This is a genomic window from Microbulbifer agarilyticus (genome assembly GCF_001999945.1).
Classification (GTDB): Bacteria; Pseudomonadota; Gammaproteobacteria; order Pseudomonadales; family Cellvibrionaceae; genus Microbulbifer; species Microbulbifer agarilyticus_A.
Genome location: NZ_CP019650.1, coordinates 3,881,314 through 3,907,119 on the forward strand (window position 1 = coordinate 3,881,314; position 25,806 = coordinate 3,907,119).

22 protein-coding genes are annotated in these 25,806 nt (G+C 56.5%); 8 read left to right on the forward strand and 14 right to left on the reverse strand.

Annotated features, from left to right (window positions below):
* Nucleotides 1–7 precede the first annotated feature (7 nt).
* The 9 genes from Mag101_RS16065 to acs all read right to left on the reverse strand — a co-directional run bounded on the left by Mag101_RS16065 (nucleotide 8) and on the right by acs (nucleotide 10,600).
* A complete protein-coding gene (locus Mag101_RS16065) occupies nucleotides 8–1,438 on the reverse strand; it encodes a response regulator (protein WP_198040013.1) in 1,431 nt (476 codons plus the stop codon).
* Nucleotides 1,439–1,760: 322 nt separating this feature from the next.
* Nucleotides 1,761–2,357 (reverse strand): L-alanine exporter AlaE, encoded by a 597-nt coding sequence (gene alaE, locus Mag101_RS16070; protein ID WP_077407367.1) that lies wholly within the window; start codon nucleotides 2,355–2,357, stop codon nucleotides 1,761–1,763.
* A 343-nt stretch (nucleotides 2,358–2,700) separates the two neighbouring features.
* The gene (locus Mag101_RS16075; RefSeq protein ID WP_077407370.1) at nucleotides 2,701–3,687 is read right to left on the reverse strand and encodes a TIGR00341 family protein; all 987 of its coding nucleotides are present in this window, start codon (nucleotides 3,685–3,687) and stop codon (nucleotides 2,701–2,703) included.
* An 18-nt stretch (nucleotides 3,688–3,705) separates the two neighbouring features.
* Entirely contained in the window at nucleotides 3,706–5,754 is a 2,049-nt protein-coding gene (locus tag Mag101_RS16080; protein ID WP_232325060.1) for a TonB-dependent receptor, read from the reverse strand.
* 173 nt (nucleotides 5,755–5,927) lie between these two features.
* Nucleotides 5,928–6,317: a VOC family protein gene (locus tag Mag101_RS16085; RefSeq protein WP_077407373.1), complete on the reverse strand. Its 390-nt coding sequence runs from the start codon at nucleotides 6,315–6,317 to the stop codon at nucleotides 5,928–5,930.
* A gap of 155 nt (nucleotides 6,318–6,472) precedes the next feature.
* Nucleotides 6,473–6,889 (reverse strand): hypothetical protein, encoded by a 417-nt coding sequence (locus tag Mag101_RS16090; RefSeq protein WP_077407376.1) that lies wholly within the window; start codon nucleotides 6,887–6,889, stop codon nucleotides 6,473–6,475.
* A 31-nt stretch (nucleotides 6,890–6,920) separates the two neighbouring features.
* A complete protein-coding gene (locus Mag101_RS16095; protein WP_077407379.1) occupies nucleotides 6,921–7,397 on the reverse strand; it encodes a YciI family protein in 477 nt (158 codons plus the stop codon).
* Nucleotides 7,398–7,439: 42 nt separating this feature from the next.
* Nucleotides 7,440–8,291, reverse strand: a complete 852-nt coding sequence (locus Mag101_RS16100) for a universal stress protein (RefSeq protein WP_077407383.1) — start codon at nucleotides 8,289–8,291, stop codon at nucleotides 7,440–7,442.
* Nucleotides 8,292–8,662: 371 nt separating this feature from the next.
* A complete protein-coding gene (gene acs / locus Mag101_RS16105; protein ID WP_077407386.1) occupies nucleotides 8,663–10,600 on the reverse strand; it encodes an acetate--CoA ligase in 1,938 nt (645 codons plus the stop codon).
* A 368-nt stretch (nucleotides 10,601–10,968) separates the two neighbouring features.
* Between acs and Mag101_RS16110 the strand changes: the two genes are divergently transcribed.
* Complete coding sequence (locus Mag101_RS16110; protein ID WP_077407389.1) at nucleotides 10,969–11,322, forward strand: cupin domain-containing protein; 354 nt, start codon at nucleotides 10,969–10,971, stop codon at nucleotides 11,320–11,322.
* A 115-nt stretch (nucleotides 11,323–11,437) separates the two neighbouring features.
* Here the strand turns inward: Mag101_RS16110 and Mag101_RS16115 are convergent, their stop codons facing one another.
* From Mag101_RS16115 to panC, 4 genes are all read right to left on the reverse strand, one after another.
* The gene (locus tag Mag101_RS16115; RefSeq protein ID WP_232325061.1) at nucleotides 11,438–12,364 is read right to left on the reverse strand and encodes a histone deacetylase family protein; all 927 of its coding nucleotides are present in this window, start codon (nucleotides 12,362–12,364) and stop codon (nucleotides 11,438–11,440) included.
* Between the two features lie 2 nt (nucleotides 12,365–12,366).
* On the reverse strand, nucleotides 12,367–14,232 hold the full coding sequence (locus Mag101_RS16120; RefSeq protein ID WP_077407392.1) for a GNAT family N-acetyltransferase: 1,866 nt from the start codon (nucleotides 14,230–14,232) through the stop codon (nucleotides 12,367–12,369).
* Nucleotides 14,233–14,647: 415 nt separating this feature from the next.
* On the reverse strand, nucleotides 14,648–15,037 hold the full coding sequence (gene panD / locus Mag101_RS16125) for an aspartate 1-decarboxylase (protein ID WP_077407396.1): 390 nt from the start codon (nucleotides 15,035–15,037) through the stop codon (nucleotides 14,648–14,650).
* 16 nt (nucleotides 15,038–15,053) lie between these two features.
* Nucleotides 15,054–15,902 (reverse strand): pantoate--beta-alanine ligase, encoded by an 849-nt coding sequence (panC, locus tag Mag101_RS16130; protein WP_077408394.1) that lies wholly within the window; start codon nucleotides 15,900–15,902, stop codon nucleotides 15,054–15,056.
* A gap of 226 nt (nucleotides 15,903–16,128) precedes the next feature.
* On the opposite strand from panC, the gene Mag101_RS16135 reads away from it, so the two are divergent.
* The 6 genes from Mag101_RS16135 to Mag101_RS16160 all read left to right on the forward strand — a co-directional run bounded on the left by Mag101_RS16135 (nucleotide 16,129) and on the right by Mag101_RS16160 (nucleotide 23,617).
* The gene (locus tag Mag101_RS16135; RefSeq protein WP_077407398.1) at nucleotides 16,129–16,866 is read left to right on the forward strand and encodes a DUF6515 family protein; all 738 of its coding nucleotides are present in this window, start codon (nucleotides 16,129–16,131) and stop codon (nucleotides 16,864–16,866) included.
* Nucleotides 16,867–17,164: 298 nt separating this feature from the next.
* Complete coding sequence (speA, locus tag Mag101_RS16140) at nucleotides 17,165–19,087, forward strand: biosynthetic arginine decarboxylase (protein ID WP_077407400.1); 1,923 nt, start codon at nucleotides 17,165–17,167, stop codon at nucleotides 19,085–19,087.
* Nucleotides 19,088–19,125: 38 nt separating this feature from the next.
* A complete protein-coding gene (locus tag Mag101_RS16145; protein ID WP_077407402.1) occupies nucleotides 19,126–20,325 on the forward strand; it encodes a saccharopine dehydrogenase family protein in 1,200 nt (399 codons plus the stop codon).
* Between the two features lie 75 nt (nucleotides 20,326–20,400).
* On the forward strand, nucleotides 20,401–21,594 hold the full coding sequence (gene nspC, locus Mag101_RS16150; protein ID WP_077407404.1) for a carboxynorspermidine decarboxylase: 1,194 nt from the start codon (nucleotides 20,401–20,403) through the stop codon (nucleotides 21,592–21,594).
* Between the two features lie 385 nt (nucleotides 21,595–21,979).
* Entirely contained in the window at nucleotides 21,980–22,858 is an 879-nt protein-coding gene (gene speB, locus Mag101_RS16155; RefSeq protein WP_077407406.1) for an agmatinase, read from the forward strand.
* Between the two features lie 102 nt (nucleotides 22,859–22,960).
* Nucleotides 22,961–23,617 carry a DUF6515 family protein gene (locus Mag101_RS16160; protein ID WP_077407408.1) on the forward strand — a complete coding sequence of 219 codons (657 nt, stop codon included), beginning with the start codon at nucleotides 22,961–22,963 and terminating at the stop codon, nucleotides 23,615–23,617.
* A 27-nt stretch (nucleotides 23,618–23,644) separates the two neighbouring features.
* On the opposite strand, the gene Mag101_RS16165 is transcribed toward Mag101_RS16160, so the two are convergent.
* Nucleotides 23,645–24,763: a winged helix-turn-helix domain-containing protein gene (locus tag Mag101_RS16165; RefSeq protein ID WP_077407410.1), complete on the reverse strand. Its 1,119-nt coding sequence runs from the start codon at nucleotides 24,761–24,763 to the stop codon at nucleotides 23,645–23,647.
* A 244-nt stretch (nucleotides 24,764–25,007) separates the two neighbouring features.
* Here Mag101_RS16165 and Mag101_RS16170 point away from each other — a divergent pair, with 244 nt between their 5' ends.
* The gene (locus Mag101_RS16170) at nucleotides 25,008–25,787 is read left to right on the forward strand and encodes a cyclase family protein (RefSeq protein ID WP_232325062.1); all 780 of its coding nucleotides are present in this window, start codon (nucleotides 25,008–25,010) and stop codon (nucleotides 25,785–25,787) included.
* Nucleotides 25,788–25,806: the final 19 nt, after the last annotated feature.

A 25,806-nucleotide genomic window follows, 5' to 3' on the forward strand; every position in this document is an offset into this window, starting at 1 on the left:
ACCGGGTTTATCTCAGCGCCCACTCGGTATGGACGTTTTTCTCGCGCCAGGATTTCAGCTGTTGAATGGAAGAGCGCATCAACCCGAGGATCTCGGTGCGCTGGTGGCGGCAGTAATCGCGTTCGCTGTCGATGGAAAGACGAGCAGACAAGGCCTTCAAGCGCCCGGCGACAACCTCGAGCCCTATGCTTTCCGCTTCGGCGGCAATCGCCTGTGCCTGATGTTGGGCGTCGAGCCAGTGCCGGCCAGTGAGAGCACTGGTAAAGGCGGTAATCTTCTTGGGCAGGCTGGCAAGGCGCTCCCCAAGTAACTCGGCAAACGCCAGATGTCCGAGGGTATCCCGCTGCCGCTCGAGCGTGCTTGAATTCAGTACTTTGTTGGCGCGAGACGTTTTACTCGTGGCCGGCTTGCCCTGGGCTTTTTGCTCCACCCAGCTCAGCAACTGCGCCAGCTGCGCCTCGGAAGGCTCGCTCGGCAACACGCCGGTCAAGCCCTTCGCCATATAGTGCTCGCGATCACCCTTATTCAGGCTGTCGAGCATGCCGAAAATAAGCAGGTTGTCATTGGAATAGTCACCACGCATTTTCCGCGCGGTTTCCACACCATCAATCAGCGGCAGGCGCACATCAATTAGCACCAAGTCGTATTTCGCCTTGAGGGCTGCCTCGGCGCCATCAATGCCATTGCTCTCGCAGCGTACCTCATGACCGCCGGCCTCTAGCCGCCGGCGTAGGCTGGCGTGCCCATCATTCTCCACCAACAAAATATTCAGTGGCTGATGCGCCTCCTCAACACTCTGTGCCGCAACGGCGGGTACCTGGGCAGCGGCGCCTACGCCCTCGGGAGTCCCTTGGCCGGCTCGCTGAATCTCTTCGATATTACTTCGCAGGGTACGGCACTGCCCCAAGGCCGCATCCGCCAGGTGCCGGGTCTCATCATTACCGCCACGGGAGAGCAGGCTCATGGTACTGACCAGAGTTTCCAGGGGCTTGCGCATACGGTGCCCAGTCATGGACAGGAAATCCCGGTGCTCCTCTTCGGACTGGGCTACCGAGAGTTTGACCTCCTCCAGCAGCTTGTCCCGCTCCATCAGCTCATGAACCCGTGTCTGCACCTGGCGAAACAGCTTGGCGTTTTCTGCCTGCAAGTCAGAGACACGGACAGCAGCGGATTCCCCGGACGCCTGCAGCTGGGCACGCAACCGCATATAGAGCGTAACCACGCCGACGAATGCGGCTCCCACAAGCAATAACCAGAATAAGGGGACCCCGGTATCAAGCAATAGTGCCTGGCCGGGAAAGGCGTATGCAGCCGTCGGCGCGAGAGCGATCAGCGCAGCGGCGATACAGGTACGGGCGACGACAGGGCGAGCATTTATGGTGTTGGCACCGACAACGCGGCTACCCGCCGGGCGGCAGTAGGTCATGGTCATATTCATCCTTGAAACCATTGGTACGTACGGGTTAATCCTGCAACCCGATCAAAACCCACGTTGTATACCCGCTAAGGAGGCACTTATTGGAGGGTTTTGTGTGCGCCGGTGTTAACAGCCCCGGCGGATACTTCGCATCCTGCTGCGAATTCTTGGACGCTATTCCTACGTCCATCAACTCAGTGGAACAATTCGCTTAGCGGTGTTTTACACCAAACAAGCGTGCCACTTAAGCCAATTTTACGCCAATATTCCCGAACGTGCCGGAAATATTGCCAAGCGCATTGGAAGTCACCCGTCCCGGCAAGTCAACTTCACGCTATTACACCTACTTGAGGCCACAGGAGGCTGGATTCATGCCATCCGTGACATGTGCTGCCGCGCTCCGCCGCGCCCATATACGGCGCAGGAAATCGAGATAAATCCCGTACGGACGCCCAAGGACGCCGGCAATCATGGCAAAGGTAATACAGGCGGTCGCGATCTCTGCCATAGACGCACCACCGAGGATCATATTGACGGTATACAGCGGCAGCTGAAAACTCAGGAATACGAAAGTATCCACCGCGTAATTATGCAGCGCACCGCCGCGGCCAAAGCGTTTCACCACCCAGCCGCGGTAGATACTGAACGGGCGCGCGATCACCGAGTTAAACACCACTGCCAGCAGGCGAATCTTCAGGTGTTCACTCCAGCTCATACCCGCCAGTAGCAGCTCGATGGGAATGGCGATGGCCCAGGAAAAGCTGTTCATGGCGAACACATCCAGCAGCCACTCGTTCCAGCGCGTGCGACGGTTGCGGCGCTCGTTGACCTGCGAGTTTGTAGACTGAGTAGTTTCAACCGGCTGCTCGTCCTCCAGCACCATAACGGGAGGAGACACAGGAATAGCTTCGGTTGCCTGCGACAGAGACTGGGGCGACATAGTGATACTTAACCTGAACCGCGGTGGGCTTTTGGCCCCCACAGGCGAGAACTGAACATTATTTGGTCACTTTTGGTGACGACGGCGATTATATCCACCAATTTTTCAAAATCCAGCCTTTGCATATTAAATTTTGATTATTTGTAGTAATTACATCCTACATTACAACTTTCACACCCAAAGCCATCCTAAACTGCGTAACCTCAGAGCAAAGCAGGGCACTCGCAAGGCCATGTCGGCCGCGGTATCCGCCATCGATACAGGGAATCTCCCGGGGCTTGGCGCCGGGACACAGGGGCTCAGGACGCCCCGCAGCTCTATGCCCGGTGAGAGATTGGGAAGACTATTGCAGGTTGAACTGGTCGCGCAGATAGATGGCCGCCATCAATAGCAGCAGGGTACACACCCAAACGGCGATATAGATCTTCATGGCTTTGTTGGCGGACTTCTTCTGCCACCAGGTGCGCGGCTCAATCCCCTTCATCAGGAACACCAGCTTGCAGGCGAGATTGACGCACACGATATTCACCGCCAGCAATAGGCCGGCACCAAGCGCCAATTGCCACTTGCCCGAGCCCAGCATCATGCCGAAGGTCGCTGCCGGCGGCAGCAGGGCGACGGCTACCATCACCCCTACCAAGACGCTGGACAGCCCGGAGGTCATCGACAGCGCGGCGGCCGCGCCAGAAGCCAGCGCCAACACCACCGAGTCCCACCCCACATAGGTGCGCGACAACAGTTCATTGCTGAGCGTCCCCCACGGCCAGATCAGGCCAATCACTACCGACAGGCCCACGGCTACCGAAAGACCTACCACCAGTGTTTTCAACGCGCTGCGCATCAACGCTGTGTCGGCCAGCGCGGTGCCCAAGCCAAACGCCATATTGGGCCCCAGCAGCGGTGCGATCACCATGGCACCGATGACTGCGGCCACGTTGTTTTCCAGCATGCCGATAGCGGCAACCAGCGTGGAGAGCACCACCAGGATCACGTAATCCCGATCCAGACGGGCACTTTTTTCAGCACTGGCGTACAGCGCCTCGCGCGCCGCCAGCGCAGTGTCTTCCTTCTTGCGCTGCGCATCACTCGGTTTGGGGAGGGACAACTCTACCGGGATGACCAGTACGCGTGCGCCCGCCACGCCATCCACCAGCGGCGCGAGATCGTCAAGAAACGCCTGTACCTTGTCGTCACTGGTAAGCAGCCGCATGGCCTGATGGCCACTCTGTACCGGCCCCTCGATGCGAAACTCCTCGGCCTTGCGCGCTTCGGCAATCGCGGCGACACGGTCGGTATCGCGGGGGTCGGTGAGTATGGCTAGCAGTTTCACGCTGTTTTCCGCAGGCGATCAGAATTGGTAGCGCAGCGACGCACGCAGGGTACGCGGTTCGAAGATATGGTAGTGGAGGTCCTCCACCCCCTCGGGGTCCTCGCCCGGCAGACGCGATGCGTAGAAGTAATCCACATCGTGGTCATTCGAATTCAACGCGTTCAGCAAATCCAACTGCAACCGCCAGCGACGCAGGTCGCGCCCGAAGCGAAGATTTACCAGCGAGGAGCCCGCCGACTCCACCGCGCCATCCTCCAACAAGGGATAGGCGCCAAAGTGGCGCAGATGCAGCGACGCAAACCAGCCGCTGTCACCGCTATAGTTGATGGCCGCACTGGCCACGAGGGGAATGGCACCGGGGATTTCATTCCCCGCTGGATCGGAACCGGCAAATTGCGCATCCGTGTAGGAGAACTCCAGCTCGGCACTAATCTGCTCCGAAGCAAACCAGTAGAGTCCGGCCTCCGCCCCCTGTCGATCCGTGGGGCGGCTGGCCTCGGTATTGCCCGCATCGCCCACAAACAGCAGCTCTGAATCCAGCACCAACTGCCACAGGGCAAGGGTTGCATGCAGCTGGTCGGTGACAAACAGCCGCGAGCCGAGCTCTAGCCCACGGGACCCAACCAGCGGGTCCACCGCATCTACCGTCTCCGCCGAAACCGGGTCTACCTGAATGACCGTACCGCGGGCGTCATTGGAATGCAGCCCCTGACCATAGCTTAAATAGAATTCAGACACGGGCCATGGCTGCCAGGCGAGGCTTGCCTTGAGCGATGCCTCGCCATCACTGCGTTGCCCGCTGTTTTGCGCAAGGCCGGCATTCACCGAAAAATCGTAGTGGTCGTAACGCAGCCCCAGGTAAGAGCGCAGCGTGTCGGTCCACTGGTACTGGTTAACCGCGAACAACCCCAGGCTATCCTCCACGACCTGATCTTCGCGCACCGTTCCCGTGACTTTGCGGGCAACGGTGCGATACAGGCCGATCTGGTCGATATCATCACGGCGGCCCTGCAAGCCCAGGGTCCAGCTGGCCGCTTTGCGCCGCCAAACTTGCGCAGCCTCAAACCCGTACACACGGCGATCATCACGCTGCTGGAATTGGTCGCCCTGGCCGGGGAAGTCCAGTGCATAGGTGAAATTCGACCAGAGAGTGAAGTCGTAGTCGATGGCATAGGCACTGACGGCAAGCTCGCCGGCAGCGACCGCACCCGTCCAGCCACCGGACAGGCTATAGCGCTGCGTATTGCCGCCGAGCGTGCTATCCAGGGAGCCATAGGCATCGATGATTCCCTGGGTCACTGCACGCGCGGGGATCTGGTCGGGTGAGTTCCAGCGGTTGTCGTATCCCATAAACGCCAGGTGCCCGCGACCGCCGGCGAGATCAGAGGAAACTTTGCCCAACAGATTCAGTTTATGTACCGACTCTTGAATATCGGTCCAGGGGCCGTCGTAGCCCTGCCACTCTGCCGCCAACATCACATCACTACTCGACACCGTCAGCGAATCTACAACCACCGCGCGACGATAGCCGTGCTCGCCGAAACTCAGTTCGGCGAGGCCCCTGGGCAAGGTGTCCGCCAGCATAAACTGCGCAGAACCCGCAGAAGAGAAATCCCCCACTTCCGCGTAATAGGGCCCCTTGCGATAACGCAGCCGTTGGACCGTTTCCGGGATAACGAAGTTGAGGTCGGTGTAGCCCTGCCCGTGGCCGTGGGTGCGCATGTTCACCGGCATGCCGTCGACAAAGGTGGCAAAGTCGGTGCCATGATCGAGGTTAAACCCGCGCAAGAAATACTGGTTGGCCTTGCCGCTGCCGGAGTGCTGTGTGGCCACCATGCCCGGCACAAACTCCATCAAGTCGCCGGTGCGGATCAGCGGCCAAGCGCCAATTTCTGTCGGCCCGACTTCACCCTGCGAAGCAGAGATCGCCTCACCGTTTAAGTTGATCTGCCGGCCGAGTACCGCCACTTCCTCCATGGCTTCTCGATCATCTTCGGCACTGGGACGTGGCTCGTTGGCTTCGGTGAATCCATTAACGGCGACGGTCAAAATGAAAGCTAGGGACATCGATGCCTCACTATTATTTTTAAGTAGCGGCGTTCTTGGATGAGGTGCACTGCCTTGGATGAAGTGCACTGCGCCATCGCACACACAATGCGACGGCACATCAAACTTATTGAATGCATTTCAAGATAGTTGAGGGCGCTTGCACTGCCAGAATCGCTGAAGGAATTACGGCGTCAAAAGGCATCTGCAGGGATATGACACACCACCTCCACCCGGTGCCCGTCGGGATCGCGCACATAGGCGCTGAAGTAATCTGCGTGGTATTCCGGACGCAAACTTGGCGCGCTCCCTTCTTCGCTAGCGCTATCTGCAGCACCTGCCTTCAGCGCGGCCTGGTAAAAGGCCTGCACGGTTTCCCGGTCCTCTGCGCTAAAGGCAATATTCACCGCAGGGACTGTGGTGGAGCCACCTTTGATCAATAGCTGTGGCTTACCACCCCAGCCAAATCCGGCCCAGTCACCCATCTCCATGGCCAGCTCGTAGCCAAGGGGCGCCAGTGCCGCCAAGTAAAATGCTTTGCTGCGCTCGTAGTCGTGCACAGTCAAACCAATATGGTCGAGCATGGAGGCCTCCCGCTAGAGAATTTTTCCGTTTGGGGAGATGAGTATAGATAGCGCAGGGTGAAATGATCCCCCACCCGCGACAATGGTAATGCCCGCTATGAAACGGGCAGGAAAAGGTCAGGCTGGAGCTGAAATACGATTGGGAGAGAGACGTATCAAATTACGTCGAAACAGGCGAGCAGTCCAAAGACCACCACAGCGGTACCGCAAATAAACTGCCCCAGGATCAGCGCACGGATAGCGAAGGTATAGCGAATACAGCGGCCCTGGTTATTCAGGTCACGGGTGAAAATTCGTGCCGGCTCTGGCAACTGCGCTTCAATAGCGCGCAAGCCAGGTACCGTCAGGTTCAACAGCTGGCGGCTGCGCATATCCATCACCCAGAATACCGCTGATACAATCACCACAAATCCGCCCAGCAGCACCAGGATGAGCGGGTGGAACCCTTTTTCCACAGCGGTAAAAATACCGCCATCGGCAAACATGGAAAGCACCACAAAAAAGTTAAAGGCTTTTAAGCGCTGTTCGGCGTTAAAACGATAATGGTCACACAGATACTGCTGTTCGTTCACGGAAGGACTCTGACTGCTTTAGATGAGACGATTACGGCGCTTGCTGAGACAGCTTGCCATGCAAATCATTAACGGCTTTTAATGCCGCGGAACCATACCAGGGGTGCAGCTCCATCACCAGACGTCCGGCCTGTATTGCCGGATCTGTTTCTGTCAATTTCCGCGCTTCTTCTACCGTATCCACATCAAATACATAAATTCCACGCAATGCACCGCCATCAAGAAATGGGCCGGCCAGCACCAGCACGCCCTCGTTCGCCAGGCGCTGGATATTTGCCATATGCGCACGTTGCAGCTCCGCCGCAGTCGCTTTGTCCTGATCGCGATTCGGCCCCGCCTTTAACAGCGCCAGCACATATTTGTGCATCCCATATTTATCGGCACCGAGTTCCGACGCTAACTGGGGATCGTAGGTGGACTTTTTGTTGACGGACTCCTCCGCCATGGCACCGGTCGATAGCAGAGCAGCCGTGAGAGTCGGAATAATCCAGTTGCGTAGTTTCATCATGTTATTACTTATTATTTTTTATCGGGTCTTGGGTCAAAAAAATCAGGGCACAATCAGCACATCGGTATTGGCACGGCCGAGGATACGCTCGGCGGTGTTGCCCAGCAAGAAACCTTTCGGCCCCTTACGCACACCACGCCCCACAAGAATTGCGCGCGCTTTATTGCGATCAACTACGCGGTTTACTTCGACCGCGGGCTTGCCGGTAACAAAGTGTGTTTTTTTGCATTCTACCCCGCTGTCGGCAATAACCGTATCGATCGCCTGCAGCAGAGCGCCAGCCTGCTCGCGGAATTCATCCAGGTCCGCCACTTCATTGTGTGTAGGCACACAGGCAACGGCCTCTAGCTCGGCCCCGACTAGCGCGCTCAATGTACCACCTACCGCGAGTACACGTTGGTTTAATTCCACGTGTAGGGGGTTGTCGATGGCGGGGTCCAGGGCGCCAACGATTCGATCGCGTTTCACCCAGTGAGTACTCACTGCGAGCCACAGTGGCGCGGGAACCGACTCAATCATGCGCCAGTCAATGGAGCCGAAGCCGCCACGGCCGAATTGTTTTTGTGCGGTTTTTACCACCAGGTCGCAGTCATTGGCGGCGAGATAGTCGAGGGTCCAGTAGGGGATATCGTGGTGCCAGATGACTTCGGCGGTGGAGCCTGCAGGAAGTGAGTGCTCGCTCTGCAGTTCTTGCAGCCATTTCTTGCGCTCGTTTTGAATCTGATCGCTGACGTTCAGCACTGAGCCGGACAGCAGCGGAATGGAGACCACGGGTTCGTAAACAAAGCTCACCAGATGCAGCTTCGCGCCCGACTTTTCCGCCAGCTCCAGTGCCCGCTCCAGGGCTATCTGTTCATGCTTGGGTTTGTCGAGGATGACGAGAATATTCTGCATGTGGCCTCCGTTGCTACAGGGAAATATTCAAATCCTTTAATTCATTAAATCACCGGATATCGATTTTGTCTTGGCTCAGAGCAAGACGACACAGCATGAGGCTCGTATTGATCGCGCCTTCTGGCGGTGAAGTACCGGGTATCGTTTTTCGAAACCGCTGTGAATACGTCCCTGTACGCTGCGTCGGCGACATCCCTGTCGCCGACGCTTTCGAAAAACGATACCCGGCACTCCACCTTCGCATTTAGCGAATATATTTCACATGTGACCTGGTAAAACTTGAACGTGGCAACGGGAATGGAAAGGAAAGTGCTGGGGCGGGTTCCCCCCACTGGGCGCCCAATAGAACGCCCAGGGACGGAGGGAAGTAATTACTTGTTCGCGCGATGATCCACCAGCTCATCAACCACAGAAGGATCGGCAAGCGTGGAGGTGTCACCCAGAGAATCCAACTCGTTACAGGCGATCTTGCGCAGAATACGGCGCATGATTTTGCCAGAGCGGGTTTTCGGCAGGCCCGGGGCCCACTGGATGATGTCAGGCTTGGCGATAGGACCGATCTCCTGCACACACAGGTTGATCAATTCCTTGCGCAGCTCTTCAGAGGGCTCGCGGCCATTTTTCAGGGTCACATAGCAGTAGATACCCTGGCCCTTGATGTCGTGTGGATAACCCACCACTGCGGCCTCGGCAGTATCTTCGTGCAGTACGATCGCACTTTCGATCTCTGCGGTGCCCAGACGGTGGCCGGAGACATTCAATACATCGTCGATACGGCCGGTAATCCAGTAGTAACCGTCGGCGTCGCGACGCGCGCCGTCACCGGTGAAGTAGTAGCCGGGGAAGGTGGAAAAGTAGGTGTCGATCATACGCTGGTGATCACCATAGACACTGCGGATCATGCTTGGCCAGCTGGCCTTCATCACCAGAGCGCCTTCACCTTCACCGTCAATTTCCTGGCCTTTCTCATCCAGCAGCGCCGGCTGCACGCCGAAGAACGGGCGTGTCGCGGAACCGGGTTTCATCGCGGTCGCGCCGGGCAGCGGGGTAATCATGTGCGCACCGGTTTCGGTCTGCCACCAAGTGTCCACAATCGGGCAGCGATTTTCGCCGACCACATTGTGGTACCACTCCCAGGCTTCGGGGTTGATCGGCTCACCCACAGTACCCAGCAGTTTCAGCGAACTGCGATCGCACTTGGTAACGAAATCGTCGCCGGCGCCCATTAATGCGCGAATCGCGGTGGGTGCAGTGTAGAAGGTGTTTACCTTGTGCTTTTCCACAACCTGCCAGCAACGGGAGGCATCCGGGTAGGTCGGTACACCTTCGAACATCAGTGAGACGGCACCGGCACATAGCGGGCCATAAACAATGTAGCTGTGGCCGGTGATCCAGCCCACGTCTGCGGTACACCAGAAGACGTCGCCTTCTTTGTAATCGAAGGTGTACTTGAACGTCATGGTCGAGGCCAGTAGGTAGCCAGCGGTGGTGTGCAGTACGCCCTTGGGTTTACCGGTAGAGCCGGAGGTGTACAGGATAAACAGCGGGTCTTCCGCGTTCATCGGTTCGGGGGCGCAGTCGGTGCTTTGCTCGGCGACGGATTCTGCGTACCAGATATCGCGCTTGCTGTCCCAGTCCACATTGGCGCCGGTACGCTTGACCACAACCGCGGTATGCACGTCGGGGCAGTTGGCCAGCGCCTTATCCACATTTGCTTTCAGTGGCACCTTGCGGCCACCGCGTACGCCTTCGTCGGCGGTGATCACCAGGCGGCAGTCGGAATCGAGAATACGGTCTTTAAGGGAGTCGGGGGAGAAGCCGCCGAACACCACGGAGTGCACTGCACCGATGCGGGTACAGGCGAGCATGGCGTAGGCCGCTTCCGGGATCATCGGCATGTAGATGCACACGCGATCACCCTTGTTGACGCCACGCGCCTTGAGCAGGTTGGCCAGGCGTCCTACGTTGTCGTGCAGCTCCTGATAGGTGATGTTCTTACTGTCGGCCGGATCATCACCTTCCCAGATCAATGCGGTCTGCGCTGCGCGGGTTGGCAGGTGGCGGTCGATACAGTTAACGGAAACATTCAGTTCGCCGTCGGCAAACCAGGCCGCGTGGCCCTTAGTCAGGTCTTCCTCGACCACATTGGTGAACGGCTTGCTCCACTGCAGGAAGTCATTGGCCTGCTGGGACCAGAACGCCTGCGGGTCCTCAACGGACTGGCGGTACATCCGCTGGTAGTCGTCATTGGTGACGAGGGTATTGGCGGCAAAGGTTTCGGGCACCGGGTAGGTGTGCACTTCAGACATCGTTTTCTCCCTTATTAGTATTATCGGGATGCTGCACGGCCTCATTCATTGAGACCTGTTGGCTGCAGACATCACAGCGATACGCCCGGCAATCGCTATACCCGGCGCGTTGTGTGGCACAGCCATCTATCACTAGAAATGTGCCATTGGCACTGTGTCACTGATATTCGAGTCGCTGCTATCCCGACAAGTTATACCACTGGCGGCGGCTGCATGACAACGCTGTCACCGATCCTGTCCTTCCATCATAGCCTGACGTCTTTGCGCTTTCCCACCGTCTGGCTGGAATCCCGTGCCTTTTTTGTCGCAAGCAGGCAAAATATGGCGACAATAAAAGTGATCACATTTTGATATTGCTGGAGGTAGGTATGACTGCGAAGTTAATGCGCGTTGCAGAGGGTAAGGTGGAGAGAGAGTCCGGGGTGGTGGCACCGGAGAAGGTTCTGGCGGGGAACCCGCAGCAGTGGACTGAGCACTTTTTCACCAACAAGAAGGAAAACTTCTTCTGTGGTATCTGGTCTTCCGACGCCGGCAAGTGGTCACTTACTTACAGCGAGGACGAGTTCTGTTACATCATTGATGGTGAGGCGATCATTACCGATGCCGACGGCGACAGTGAGCGGGTTACCACCGGGGATGCATTCTGTATTCCGGCCGGATTTGAGGGAACCTGGGAAACCATTGGTTCGGTTAAGAAGTTTTATGCGATTTATGAAGAATAAGTTGGGTTATCGGGTAGCCACCGACACCACTCAGTGACGGTGCAGCGGTGGGTTTGGGGTTCGAAACCTAATCCCGCCGCTTTACCTTCGCGCCTAGATTTGGGGGATCGCTCGCTTAGCCACCTATAAGCCCCTTGAGATGCGCCACCACACTGCGCCCCAGTGCAGATAACGCATAACCACCTTCCAGCGCGGAAACAATCCGCCCTTTACAGTTCTCGTCTGCATACTCCCGCAGCCTCTCGGTTACCCACAGGTAGTCGCCTTCCTTAAAACGCAGTTGCGCCATGGCATCTTCGACATGTCCGTCAAATCCGGCCGAGATAAACAACATCTGTGGCTGGAACTTTTCCAGGGCCGGCAGCCACTGCTCGGCAACGATCTCGCGCAGCGCGTCACCACCAGCGCCCGCTTCCAACGGAGAGTTGATGATATTAGCCGGCAATTCTCCGGTACCAGAAAACGGGTAGTACGGCGACTGGAAACTGGAGCAGAACAGGTAGCCATCGCGGCCGGCGGCAAAGTCTTCAGTACCATTGCCGTGATGCACATCAAAATCGAGGATGGCAACTCTTTCGAGACCATGCTGTGTTCGCGCGTGCTCGGCAGCAATCGCAATATTGTTAAACAGGCAGAAGCCCATGGCCTTGTCACGCTCGGCGTGATGGCCTGGTGGGCGTACGGCACAGAATCCGGAATTGATCTCGCCGCGCATAACGCGGTCCACTGCGTCCACGCCGCTGCCGGCTGCGTGTAATGCAGCAATCAGAGTGTGGGGGTTCATGCGGGTGTCTTCGTCGAGGACTTCAAAGCCTTCGCTGGGTGCGCGTGCAAAAATCGATTCCACATATTCCGCAGAGTGTACCCGCTCAATTTGTTCGCGCGTTGCCTGCGGGGCGTCGAAGAAACGCAGTACGTATTCAATACCGCTACTCAGTAACTGATCCTGAATCGCATCCAGACGCGCGGGACACTCGGGGTGATCGTCGCCCATATCGTGTTTATGGCAGGCGGGGTCAGAGAAGAATCCAACGGCGGACATAGTCAGTCCTTGCTCCCAGACAGAGTCAGTTCCAGATAGAGTTCATCCATGGAGTCACCGGGACGGGTAGTGAAGTCGTTCGCTTCAAATATTTTGAGCATCGGCTTGTTGTCGCGGCGCACACAGGCAAACATTTTCGCAATACCGCGCGCTCGTGCAACCTTTTCCATCTCTTTCAGCAGCGTGGTGGCAATACCCTTGCCGCGGCGGCTCTCCTTGATCACGAATGCCACTTCGCAGCTGTTGTCCGCCGGATAGTAGTAATAACGCCCCACTCCCTGAATCACTTCGCTTTCACCATCAAAGTCGGTAAAGCACAGTGCCAGGTCTCGTCCCTGATCCACACTCACCAGGCTACAGGACTTTTCCCGAGACATCTGCGTAACATGATGGTTGTAGCGCATCATCAGGGTTTCTTTATTGTGGGTGTAGAAGAACTCCTGTAGCCGTCGCTCATCCGATGGGCGCAGTGGACGCAAGGTATAGCGCATTCCGTCAAAGGTGTACTGTTTCTGGTCCACTGGGCCCAGCTCAGGCACGGTGGTGGGTGCCTGCTCCTGGTATTCCGGCACCCAGTAAAATTCGCGCACTCTTTCCAGAAGTTCCCGGCGAAACTCCGGGTGCGCGATGCGGATCATTTCCAGGGTGCGCTCGCGCACGCTTTTGCCGCGCAGGGAGGCAATACCGTATTCGGTTACCACATAGTGCACATGGGCACGTGAGGTGACCACACCACTACCCGGGGTAAGGGAAGCAACAATACGGGAGACCAGTTTGCCATCTTTATCTCGCGCCGTGGATGGCAGGGCGATAATGGGTTTGCCCCCCTTACTCAGTGCGGCGCCACGAATAAAATCCACCTGCCCGCCGATACCGCTATACAGCAGACGGCCAATCGAGTCCGATACTACCTGCCCGGTGAGGTCCACCTCGATGGCGCTGTTGATCGCCACCATTTTGTCATTACGCGCGATTTTTACCGGCGAGCTGACATGTTCGGCGGGATACAGCTCGACGTGAGGATTCCCATCGACAAAGTCGTAGAGTTCGCGCGATCCCATGCAGTAGGCGGTTATGGTTTTGCCTTTATGGAAGGTCTTTTTGCGATTATTGATCACCCCGCCTTTCATTAGCCGAGCGATGCCATCGGAAATCATTTCCGAATGCACACCCAGATCTTTGTGATTGCCCAAATAACGCAACACCGCATCGTGGATCTTGCCCATGCCAATCTGCAACGTGGCCCCATTCTCTACCAACAGGGATACATACTGTCCGATCTGCTCCACCGCCTGATCCATGTCCGGCGGCGGGGATTCCGGGATGGGAGCATCTTCGGTCATCCAGGCGTGTATCTGATCGCGATGAATAAATGTGTGGCCACAGGTACGCGGCATGCTCGGATTAATCTGGGCGATCACCGTAGTGGCATGCTTCACTGCGGATGACACTACATCCACACTCACACCGAGCGAACAGTAACCGAGTTCATCCGGCGGGCTTACCATAATCAGTGCGGCATCGAGCGGTAGTACATGATCGCTAAACAGCTTTGGTACTTCCGAGAGAAAGGTGGGCGTATAGTCCGCGCGCCCTTCGGCGACTGCATTGCGCACCGCGGTACCACCGATATACAAGGCATTGATGGTAAACAGCTCAGCGTGTTTACGTTCTGCCCAGACATTATCTGAAAGCGTAAATACCTGCGTGACCTCGATGTCATTCAACCCCCGACTATTGGCAATCAGATCAGCCATTAATGCATCGGGAACAGCGGCATGGGAACCAACGAAGATACGACAGCCGCTCTTTAGCAGCTGATCCCAGGCGAGGGGCTCGCTGGTTTTGGGGTTTGTCAGGGATGACATTGAGATGGGTGGAATCCTACCTTGAGTTTGGGAGTATGGTAGGCAGGTGGTTTAGTGGTCACAAGCGGCCAACAGCGCCCTTATGAAAGTTAGGTGGCGACAAAGCACTGGGGATACGTTTTCGAAACCGCTGTGAACCCATCCTTGGGCGCTGCGGCGGCGACGTCCCTGTCGCCGACGCTTTCGAAAACGTATCCCCAGCACTTTGTCTGCTCGTCGGACATGTGCCCTGATCAAACTCTAGAATCGAAGCAGAGATGCAAAAAGTGAAGGTAGAGTGACGGGTACTGGCTTTCAGGAGCGTCGCAAACAGGATGTTTGCGCCGCAGCGCCCAGGGATGGGTTCACAGCGGTCCTGAAAGCCAGTACCCGGCGCTCTGCCGCCACCGGGCTAGCTAAAGTGGACCACTGATTATCAGACAGGCTCAGACATCTGCACAGGAATAGTATTGGTACTACGCTCAACCCGATTCTGCTCATCCAAATAAACAAGCTTGGGTTTGAAAGAGACGGCCTCAGCCTCAGACATCTGTGCATAGGCGGCAATAATAATACGATCGCCAACCTGCACGCGGCGCGCTGCAGCACCATTCATCGAAATAATGCCAGAACCCCGCTCCGCCAGAATCACATAGGTGTGAAAGCGCTCACCATTGGAAACATTGTAGATATCGATTTTTTCAAATTCGCGCAGCCCGGCAAGTTCAACCAAATCTTCATCGATCGCACAGGAGCCGTCGTACCAGAGTTCCGCCTGGGTAACCGCCGCCATATGCAGCTTGCCTTTCAACATCTCAATTTGCATTAACGAACTCCTGACTTCACACACTCAAGGAAACATTGTCGATCAAGCGCGCACCGCTGGTGTACATGGCGCCGAGAATTGTGATCTCACTATCGTCGTGGGCTGCAGGCTGCAGGTCCTTGCTATTGCAGATGGAAAAGTAGTCCACCTTAAAACCCGCCTGCTCGATTTTCGCCCGCGCTTCATCTTCCAACGCTACGAAATCCTTGCGACCAGATTTGATCTCATCGCTCACCCAGTTCAGCGACCGATTGAGAATCGCCACACGCGGGCGTTCCTCTTCACTCAGGTAACCATTGCGCGAGCTCATCGCCAGACCGTCGTCTTCGCGGTGCACCGGTGCCGCAACAATCTCCACCGGCATACACAGGTCTTCCACCATACGGCGGATTACCGCCAGCTGCTGGAAGTCCTTGATACCGAACACCGCCTTGTTTGGCTGCACGATGTTAAACAGCTTTGCCACCACCGTAGTCACGCCTTCAAAGTGCCCCGGGCGGCTCGCGCCACACAGCACATCGGTCATCGCCGGGCAGATGACTTTGGTCTGCTCGTCCATCCCATTGGGGTAGATTTCGGCTTCATCCGGGTGGAACAGGTAATCACAGTTGGCCGCGCGTAGCTTGGCCATGTCCGCCTGCATGGTACGGGGGTAGGTGTCCCAATCTTCATTGAGCCCGAATTGCAGGCGATTAACGAAGATCGACACCACCACTACGTCACACTGCTTGCGGGCCAGATTGACCAGTTCGATGTGCGCGTCGTGCAGGTTGCCCATGGTAGGCACGAATCCGATGGTTTTGCCATCGCGACGGGCCTCTGCCAGCGCCTCGCGCAGGCTGGCCACGTGGTGAAAAACTTGCATTGCCGGGGTTCCGCCAAGTGGTTGGTTGCGCGGCATCTTACCTTCCGCGGGGACACCGAACAAATCGAGAAGCATTGGTCACATTCGGTTTTTGCCGCCAGGAGAAGTTTCTGCAACCGGTTCAGGAAGGATTCAGTGTACAGGGGGCACACTGACCCCCACGTTATCGAGAAGCCTTTGCATAAGGCCACAGAGTCAGCCACACGGATGGCTGAGGAGAACGACCATGAAAACACTGATCACTGCCGTTGCCACCGCCAGCTTGCTGCTGACCACAGCGCCCGCCCTGGCCGACCGGGACGACCGCCATCACCGCAACGACCACGGCCGCAAGCACATGCAGCAGCGCGACCACCAGGTGCGGCACGGCAACCGGGTCCGTGACATCGCCGACAAACGGCGTGACGAACAGAACCGTCGCCACGATCGCCACCAAGACAAAAAGCACTATCACAAGCAAGAAGCGCGCAAACACGAGCGCAAGGCGGATAGGCATGAACATCAAGCGCGCAAACATGAACGCAAGGCACGCAAGCACGACCGCAAATACTACAAGGACTATCAGTATGTGGACTACCGCGGACACAATAAGCCCCGTCACAAGCCACACTACAAGCCGCATCACCGCCCGCACCATCGGCCTTACCACCGCCCGCACAAGCATCGCTGGCGCCCGGCGCACTTTGGTTACGGCTACCGCTGGAAGCGTTTGCCCACGTCCTATGTCAGCCTGAGTTTTGGCGGCCTGGGCTACTACTTCAGCGACGGTATTTTTTACCGCCCTTACGGTGCCGGCTACGTGGTGGCCGAGGCCCCAGTAGGTGCCTTTGTTCGCACTCTGCCGGGTACCGCATTCAGCGTCAGCTTTAATGGCCTGAACTACTTTGTTGCCTACGACACCTATTACCAGTGGAACCACCATAGACACGGTTATGTGGTGGTGGCCAACCCGGGCTTCCTCTGATTTCCAACCCCAACAACCGAATATTTATTCGGTTACTTCCCCAGGCGACTCTCACGAGTCGCCTTTTTTATTTATAAATAACTCAAGGCTTTCGCCTAACCCGTTGCGACAAAAACAAGTCTTTGGCGATATACAAAAAACGAATAAAAAACCGAATAAAAATTTAGTTTTAACCTTGTTGATTTATCCGCAATTTCTTTTCATTCCTTATTGATTTCCACACAACCAAACCCCAAGATTCGCGCCCCGAATACGGCACCGGGTGCCATCCAATACTTGCCCAAATTTAACAGGCGCTATGAAGCAACAACAGATCGAAAACTGGACCTGCGAAGACTCCGCAGCGCTCTACGGTATCCGCAACTGGGGCGCCGATTACTTCAACCTGAACCAGAGCGGTGAAATCACGGTTGAGGTGAAAAATAACGCCGGCGAATTGCATGCAGTGTCGCTGCTGGATATTGCCCACGGTGCCACCGAGCGCGGACTGGGCATGCCGCTGCTGGTGCGCTTTGAAAACCTGCTCGACGCACAAATCGCACGTATCAACAATTCTTTCCACAGCGCGATCGACAGTTGCGGTTACAACAATGTGTTCCGCGGCGTTTTTCCAATCAAGGTCAACCAGCAGTGCCAGGTGATCGAGGAAATTGCCAAGGCCGGACGCAGCTTCGGACATGGGCTTGAAGCGGGCAGTAAGGCGGAGCTCATTGCCGCACTTTCGATCCTCGACAATACCGATGCGCTCATCGTCTGCAATGGTTACAAGGACGAGGAATTCATCAACTTGGGTTTGCAGGCACAGCGCCTCGGCGTACAGGTGTTTTTCGTGGTGGAAACACCGTCGGAAGTGGACACCATCATTCGCTGCGCCGAGCGCGAGCAGATCGAGCCCAATATTGGCGTGCGGGTAAAACTGGCCAGCAAGGTGGGCGGCTACTGGAACGCCACCAGCGGCGACCGCAGCATTTTCGGCCTCGGCAGTAACGACCTCATTGCGATGGTCGACAAACTGCGGGATCACAATATGCTGCATTGCCTGCGCTTATTGCACTACCACCTGGGTTCGCAGGTGCCGAATATCCGCGATATCCGCACCGGAGTGCTGGAAGCCTGTCGCTACTATGCGGACCTGGTGGAAGAGGGCGCGGCCATGGGTTACCTGGACCTCGGCGGCGGCCTGGCGGTGGACTACGATGGCTCCAAGACCAACTACACCCACTCCAAGAACTACTCTCTGGATGAGTACTGTGTGGATGTGGTGGAAGCCATTATGGAGACCCTCGACAGCGAGGGCGTTACCCACCCGGTCATCATTACCGAATCCGGGCGCGCAACCGTCGCCTACTCATCCGTCTTGTTGTTCAACATTCTGGATACCACCAGCTTCGAGCCCATCGAACTGGAAGACGACCGTATCGGCAGCGATGCGCATCCAATGCTGAAGAACCTGCAGGAAGCACTGGAGAGCGTAGCGCCGGAAAACCTGCAGGAAAGCTACAACGACGGGCTCTACTACCGCGACGAGATCCGCGCACTTTACTTACACGGTCAGGTGAGCCTGCGCGACCGCGCGCTGGCGGAAAACCTGTTCCTGCAGTGCGCACAAAAAATCCGCAAGCTACTCGATGAAGTCGACCAGATTCCGGCTGACTTGGAAGCACTACCGGAAGTACTGTCCGACATCTATTACGCGAACATGAGTGTGTTCCAGTCGCTGCCCGACATCTGGGCGATTGATCAACTGTTTCCACTATTACCCGTGCACCGTCTGGACGAGGCACCGACACGTTCGGCGATCATCGCGGATATCACCTGCGACTGTGACGGCAAGATCGATCGCTTTATCGATCGCCAGGGCGAGCGCAAAACGCTACCGCTGCACCCACTGAAAGAAGGCGAGGAATATATCCTCGGCACTTTTCTGGTCGGTGCCTACCAGGAGACTCTCGGCGATCTACACAACCTGTTCGGTGACACGAATGTGGTCAGTGTACGGATCGACGAGGATGGACATGTGGATTACAGCCGCGAAATCCACGGTGACAGCATTGCCGATGTGCTTAGTTACGTGGAGTACTCACCGCAGGATTTGTTCGAGCGTTTCCGCAAATTGGCGGAGCGCGCAGTGAAGGAAAAGCGCATTAGCCCGCAACAGCGCAAAGATATTTTGCACACCTATACCGCAAGCATGAGCGGATATACCTACTTCGAGAAGTAACTTTTGGTTTCCCCACTATCAGGAACAGGGAGAAAGAAATGGCCAACGTTCTGATTGTCGGCGCCGGTGGTGTCGGTCAGGTGGTCGCGCACAAGTGCGCGCAAGTTGAAGAAGTGTTCGAGAACATCACCCTCGCCAGTCGCACCAAATCCAAATGTGACAAGATTGCGGATATGCTGCCGCGCAAAATCGACACCGCGGAAGTAGATGCAGATAACGTTGGTGAAATGGTCGCGCTGATTGAAAAAGTGAAGCCGGACATGGTCATCAATGTGGCACTGCCCTACCAGGACCTGCACATCATGGATGCCTGCCTGGAAACCGGCGTGCACTACCTCGACACCGCCAACTACGAACCGCCAGAAGAGGCCAAGTTCGAATACAAGTGGCAGTGGGCCTATCAGGATCGTTTTGAAAAAGCCGGCCTGATGGCATTGCTCGGCAGCGGCTTTGACCCGGGTGTGACGAGCGTATTTACCGCCTATGCGAAAAAACACCACTTTGATCGCATCAAGACTCTAGATATTCTCGACTGTAACGCCGGCGACCACGGCCTGCCGTTTGCCACCAACTTCAACCCGGAAATCAACATTCGTGAAATCACCGCGAATGGCCGCTACTGGGAAGATGGCAAATGGGTTACCACTCAGCCGATGGAAGAAAAGCGGGTGTTCGAATTCCCCGAAGGCATCGGGGAAAAAGACCTGTATTTGCTGTACCACGAAGAGCTGGAGTCCCTGTCCACGCACTACCCGGAAATCGAGCGCGCCCGTTTCTGGATGACCTTCGGTGCCAGCTACCTGAAACACTTGGAAGTGTTGCAGAACGTCGGCATGACCAGCATCGAGCCAGTGGAATTCCAGGGCCAGCAGATCATACCCATTCAATTCCTCAAGGCGCTGCTACCCGACCCGGCAAGCCTCGGCCCACTGACCAAGGGTAAGACCTGTATTGGCAACATCATCAAGGGCACCCCGCAGGGTGGTGGTGACGACAAGATCTACTACGTCTACAACATTTGCGACCATCAGGAAGCGTATAAGGAAGTTAAGTCCCAGGCGATTTCCTACACCACCGGCGTACCGGCCATGATCGGCGCCAAAATGATGATGGAAGGCAAGTGGATGAAACCCGGCGTATGGAATATGGAACAGCTGGACCCGGATCCATTTATGGACGACCTGAATAAATACGGTTTGCCGTGGCAGGAAACCTGGCTCGACAAACCGTTCCTGTAATTCGAACACCGCTTACATCCCGGGCGCACTTTCACGTAGCCCGGGACTCTCGCACTCCAGCGGATGAATTGAAATATGGATCTGACACCCCGCAGAGACTACTTTGGCGAATTCGACCCCAGTAGGGTACCCACACCCTGCTTTGTGGTCGACGAAATTGCCCTGCGCGATAACCTCGAAGTGCTGGCCGATGTGCAACAGCGCAGCGGTGCCAAGGTGCTCGCCGCACTGAAAGCCTTCTCCATGTTCAGCGTCGGGCACATCGTCGTCGAATACCTGTCCGGCACCTGTGCCAGTGGTATCAACGAGGCAAAACTCGGCTTCGAGGAATACGGCGGCAAGGATCTCGGCAAGGAAGTACATGTCTTCAGTGCAGGCTACAAAGAGCAAGAACTGGAGGAAATTCTTCAGTTTGCGCACCACGTGATATTCAACTCATTTTCGCAGTGGCATCGCTACAAGCCCATGTGTCTTGCCGCACAAAAGAAGCGTTCGGAGTTGCGCTTTGGCCTGCGTATCAATCCCGAGCACTCGGAAGGCCACACGCCAATTTACGATCCATGTGCACCCTGCTCACATCTTGGCATAGTCCGTTCGCTGTTTGAAGATGAAGACCTGACCGGCATCAGCGGCCTGCACTTCCACACCTTGTGTGAACAGGATTTCGAGCCCCTGCAACGCACGATTGCGGCGGTGGAAAAGAAGTTTGGCGATCTGCTGCCACAGATTGAGTGGATCAACTTTGGCGGCGGCCACCATATTACCCGCCGGGATTATCAGGTTGAGGCGTTAATCGACGCGGTTAAGGGCTTCTCGAAAAAGCACAATGTGCAGGTTTATCTCGAACCCGGCGAAGCGGTGGCCCTGTTCTGTGGTGTGCTGGTAGGCGAAGTGATCGATCTAACCTGGAATGGCAAGCAACAGGCGATTCTGGATGTGTCCGCGACCTGCCATATGCCCGACGTGATCGAAATGCCCTACCGCCCGGAAATTACCGGTGCCAGCCTGCCGCAGGAATTGCCCCACGCCTATTTGCTGGGCGGACAGAGCTGCCTCGCGGGGGATCGAATTGGTGAATACAGCTTTGCCGAGCCATTGAATATCGGCGACCGTTTGGTGTTTGAAGAGATGGCGTATTACACCATGGTCAAAACCAACACGTTTAATGGGATTCCGCTGCCTTCGATTGCACTGTGGAATTCGGATACGGATGAACTCCGGATGATCAAAGAGTTTGGTTATGAAGATTTTAGGAACCGTCTGTCATGATCTAACTTTGCTTGGGTCCGTTTTTATGTACACCGTGGCGGGAAGGCACCGGGTACAGATATTCGGGACCGGGCTAGGCGCCCCCCTGTGAACCCATCCCTGGGCGCTGCGGCGCAAACATTCTGTTTGCGACGCTCCCAAATATCTGTACCCGGTACCTTCCCTTCAATTCCAACACTCGCACTGCGTAAGCTGATTTATTAATGAGTTACGGAGCACATGACCAAAATGCGAAGGCCGAGCGCCGGGTGTTTGTTTTCAAAAGCGTCGGCGCCATGGACGGCGCCGACGCAGCTTACAGGGACGTATTCACAGCGGTTTTGAAAACAAACACCCGGCGCTTGGCCGCCACATAAGGTACTAAAGAGCCTCAAGGTAAGCCCAAATGCACACAGAAGACCCAAACATTTTCCTCGGTTCCGAAATCGAACAGCCCAAACCCGAAGAGGCACTGTTCCATATCCTACCGATCCCCTATGAGGAGACCGTCTCCTACGGAGGCGGGACCGGTAAAGGACCAGCGGCGATCATTGAAGCGTCCCACCAGCTCGAGACCTTCGACAATTTTTCGTCTCCCTGCGACCTCGGGATCTACACACGCAAAGCGGTGGACGTTAACGGCCCAGCAGAGCAGGTTATGGAAAATATCGCCAAAGCCACAAGCGACATTTTGCAGCTCGGCAAAATGCCCGTTGGCATCGGCGGCGAACACTCGGTCACATGGGGCATTATCAAGGGCTATCTCGACGCAGGGATTAAAGACTTCGGCGTGGTGCAGATCGATGCCCATGCGGACCTGCGTGATCGATACGAAGGCCACAAGCACAGTCACGCCAGTGTGATGCGCCTGGTGTGTGAAGCGGGCATCCCACTGTATCAACTGGGTATCCGGGCGTACTGCGAAGAAGAAATTGAGGCGCGCAAACAGTATGGGGTTGGCTATATGGACGCCCACGAACTGGTGCCCACCAATATCCAATCGATCGAACTGCCTCAGAACTTCCCCAGCAAAGTGTTCTTCACCCTCGATATCGACGGCATGGACCCATCGGTCTTCCCTTCCACCGGCACCCCGGTACCGGGTGGTCTCGGCTGGTACCAGACCCTCAACCTGTTTGAATCCGTGGCCAAACAACGTGAGATCATCGGCTTCGACCTGCTGGAGTTCGCGCCCATCCGCGGTTTCCACGCCTACGAGTTCGGGGCGGCGCAGTTGCTGTACAAATTAATGGGCATAGTACAGCGCAACCTGAACGCCAGCTGAACTGACAATTCTTAACGATGACGCGCCGTCCTTCGCTAGAAAGAACCCCCAAAAGCGGTTATTATTTGCACAGATAGTAAGTACTCGCTCGCGGGGGAATTCATGAAAAAAGCGGCTAGATACCTCTTGCTGGGAGCAGGCTTCGCGGCACTGCTTTCCTTTGCATTTGCCGCACCTGCGGAGGCTCATCCCGGGCACCGCGGTCATCACCACGGCCACCTTCCGGCCTATGGTCCACGCTACCGTCCGGTCTATGGACGCGGCTACTGGGGCCCCCGTTATCGCGGCCCGCGTATCAGTGTTGGCGTGACGGTTCCGATACTGCCGGCAGGTTACGTGAACCTGGCCGTAGGCGGTGTGCCCTATTACTACTCCGGCGGTTACTACTACCGTCCGGCACCGCGAGGCTTTGTGGTGGTCAACGCGCCGCTGGGCGCAGCGGTACTCACCCTACCCGGCAGCGCAGTGCGTGTGCAGATTGGCGGGCTAACGTATTACCAGTACGGCGCCTCCTACTACCAGTGGCGCCCACATATGAATCGCTACGTAGTGGTTCCGGCACCGGTGGCGACCGTGGCAGCAGCCCCGGTAGTGGGTGTGACCCAGCAGGCCTACTCGCCGGGTCAGGTGGTTAACGAGCTGCCGGTTGGCTACACCGCAGAAGTGATCAACGGCATCCAGTACTACCGCTACGGCGGCCACTATTTTATGCCGACCCAGCGCGATGGCCGCGAGGTCTATGTCGTGGTTCAGGTGTAATCAACGGCGGCGAATAACTACATCAGTTTACAGGCCCTCGCAGGCGAGCCCGTGATAGCGGGCGAAGTCTGCGAGGGCCTTGTTGAATCCAGACATCAGTCCCGCCCGCGGTTGCTCACGCCAGTGCAACGCTTTTACGCGCAATAGCCTCGCACCCCGATCCGCCTTCAGGTCGACAACACCAGCAAACCCATCCCGGTACAAGATCGGCAGGCAGAAATAGCCAAACTTGCGCTTTGCCTCGGGTACGTAACACTCCAGCTGATAATCAAAACCAAACAACCGCTTCAGGCGTTTGCGCTGCAACACCAATGGGTCGAACGGGGACAGTAACCGCACCTTGCGCGGCACTCCCGGCGGCTCGCAGTCCAACTCTTCCGCGAGCATCAGCTCCGTACCCACTTCAACCAACTCCCCGGTTTTTTTCATCTGCACAACGGCCTCATTGATCAATGGCTTGTCGTGCTTGCGCAAATACGACATTTCGTTTGCCCGACCAAACGCCTGTGCATTTAGAAAACTGCGCACTAGATAGCGGCCATAGTCCGCATCAGTCGCCGCTGCCGTCTCGACCTGGGATGGCAGCAGGCGCTCAGGTAGATCAAACACCTTCTGAAAGCCCTCCCGGTGGCTCACCATCAACTCGCCCTCGTGGAAAAGCTGTTCGAGCGCCTTCTTCTCCTCGCTCCAACTCCACCAGCCACCCTTTGCTCGCACAAAATCGCTGGCCTTTAGTGGGCCCTCCGCACGAATCCGGTCCAATACAAAGCGGCACAGCTTTACGTTTTTTTCGAACCAGTGTTTCTGCCCTTCGCGAATACGATCCATACGCACACGGGCAAAGCGATAACTCTGCATGGGCAAATAGGCGGCAGCGTGGGACCAGTACTCAAATACCCGACGCTCGCGCTCCGCGGCCTCCAGCATCTGGATCAACTTGGCTTCACCGGGCCTGGGCAAGCGCACATGCAACTGGTGCAAATGGGCACGGGTGATTACCTGAATCGCATCCAGCTGCAAGGCGCCAAGATGGGCGATCAGGTCAGCGGCATCGCCGGGCCACGGTTGCTGAACAAATTGGCGCGCCAGCACCAGTGCACGGGCCCGATCCACTGGCAGAGGTGGAGCTTTGGTATAGGCTTTCAAAGGCTGTGCTATCCCTCAATACGTCGCATAACTGCACACCACTATCTGCGCAGCCGAGTGTAGATTCAAGACCAAGCCGTTCGAAAAATGACAACAAACGGAGAGAACATTGCGCAACAGGCTCACTTTTTTCGCCGCTTCATGGAACCGCATTAGTCATCTTAACTGGCGTCTCTTTTGGCGCTTTTCTTGGCGTTTTCTCTGGCGTTTTCTCTGGCCCAGCGCCTGCCACCTCACAGTGGTGGTGGCGCTCTGTTGGGCGAGCTTCGCGCTCGCAGAAGGATTCCCCAAGGGCCGCTGGGTGGACCTGTCCCACGATTTTGCCGATGACACCCTCTACTGGCCCACGGCCGACAAATTCCACAAAGACACGGTGTTCGCTGGGGAAACCGACAAGGGGTATTACTATTCCGCGTATAACCTGGCGGCAGCCGAACACGGCGGCACCCATGTCGATGCCCCGGTGCATTTCGGTCGCGGCCGGCAAAGTGTGGATCAGATACCCCTACAGCAACTGATCGGGCCGGCGGTGGTAATCCGGGTCGCCGGACAGATTCCGCAAGCGGGCAAGGGTGCCAATAGAAACTACCTGATCAGCGTTGCCGACATAGAACGCTGGGAGCAGCAACACGGCAAGCTCGAGAAAGACACGATCGTGTTGTTTGATACCGGCAGCGCGCAGTACTGGCCAGACCCGGTGAAATATCTGGGCACCGCAGAGCGCGGTCAGGCGGCGGTGGATAAACTGAACTTTCCCGGACTGTCACCCGAGGCGGCGATATTTTTGGCCGACGAGCGCGGTATAAAAGCGGTGGGGTTGGACACGCCGAGTATCGACTATGGCGCGTCGAAACTATTCAAGGCGCACCGCGAATTATTCAAGCGGAATGTTCCCGCACTGGAAAACGTAACCAACCTGCAGGCGCTACCGGAGAAAGGCTTCACGCTGATTGCACTACCGATGAAAATCCGCGGTGGCAGCGGTGGGCCTACACGCGTGGTGGGATTTATTCCGGAGGATTAGCAGAGTAATTGCGCCGACG

Bases quoted from the DNA above. Each gene is read 5' to 3' on its own strand.
- Mag101_RS16080 (WP_232325060.1), bottom strand. From the start codon at position 5,754: ATGTCCCTAGCTTTCATTTTGACCGTCGCCGTTAATGGATTCACCGAA.
- Mag101_RS16160 (WP_077407408.1), top strand. From the start codon at position 22,961: ATGAAAAAAGCGGCTAGATACCTCTTGCTGGGAGCAGGCTTCGCGGCA.
- Mag101_RS16115 (WP_232325061.1), bottom strand. From the start codon at position 12,364: ATGTCCGCCGTTGGATTCTTCTCTGACCCCGCCTGCCATAAACACGAT.
- nspC (WP_077407404.1), top strand. From the start codon at position 20,401: ATGGATCTGACACCCCGCAGAGACTACTTTGGCGAATTCGACCCCAGT.
- speA (WP_077407400.1), top strand. From the start codon at position 17,165: ATGAAGCAACAACAGATCGAAAACTGGACCTGCGAAGACTCCGCAGCG.
- alaE (WP_077407367.1), bottom strand. From the start codon at position 2,357: ATGTCGCCCCAGTCTCTGTCGCAGGCAACCGAAGCTATTCCTGTGTCT.
- Mag101_RS16095 (WP_077407379.1), bottom strand. From the start codon at position 7,397: ATGATGAAACTACGCAACTGGATTATTCCGACTCTCACGGCTGCTCTG.
- Mag101_RS16120 (WP_077407392.1), bottom strand. From the start codon at position 14,232: ATGTCATCCCTGACAAACCCCAAAACCAGCGAGCCCCTCGCCTGGGAT.
- Mag101_RS16135 (WP_077407398.1), top strand. From the start codon at position 16,129: ATGAAAACACTGATCACTGCCGTTGCCACCGCCAGCTTGCTGCTGACC.
- Mag101_RS16085 (WP_077407373.1), bottom strand. From the start codon at position 6,317: ATGCTCGACCATATTGGTTTGACTGTGCACGACTACGAGCGCAGCAAA.
- speB (WP_077407406.1), top strand. From the start codon at position 21,980: ATGCACACAGAAGACCCAAACATTTTCCTCGGTTCCGAAATCGAACAG.
- acs (WP_077407386.1), bottom strand. From the start codon at position 10,600: ATGTCTGAAGTGCACACCTACCCGGTGCCCGAAACCTTTGCCGCCAAT.
- Mag101_RS16145 (WP_077407402.1), top strand. From the start codon at position 19,126: ATGGCCAACGTTCTGATTGTCGGCGCCGGTGGTGTCGGTCAGGTGGTC.
- Mag101_RS16110 (WP_077407389.1), top strand. From the start codon at position 10,969: ATGACTGCGAAGTTAATGCGCGTTGCAGAGGGTAAGGTGGAGAGAGAG.
- panD (WP_077407396.1), bottom strand. From the start codon at position 15,037: ATGCAAATTGAGATGTTGAAAGGCAAGCTGCATATGGCGGCGGTTACC.
- panC (WP_077408394.1), bottom strand. From the start codon at position 15,902: ATGCAAGTTTTTCACCACGTGGCCAGCCTGCGCGAGGCGCTGGCAGAG.
- Mag101_RS16100 (WP_077407383.1), bottom strand. From the start codon at position 8,291: ATGCAGAATATTCTCGTCATCCTCGACAAACCCAAGCATGAACAGATA.
- Mag101_RS16065 (WP_198040013.1), bottom strand. From the start codon at position 1,438: ATGAATATGACCATGACCTACTGCCGCCCGGCGGGTAGCCGCGTTGTC.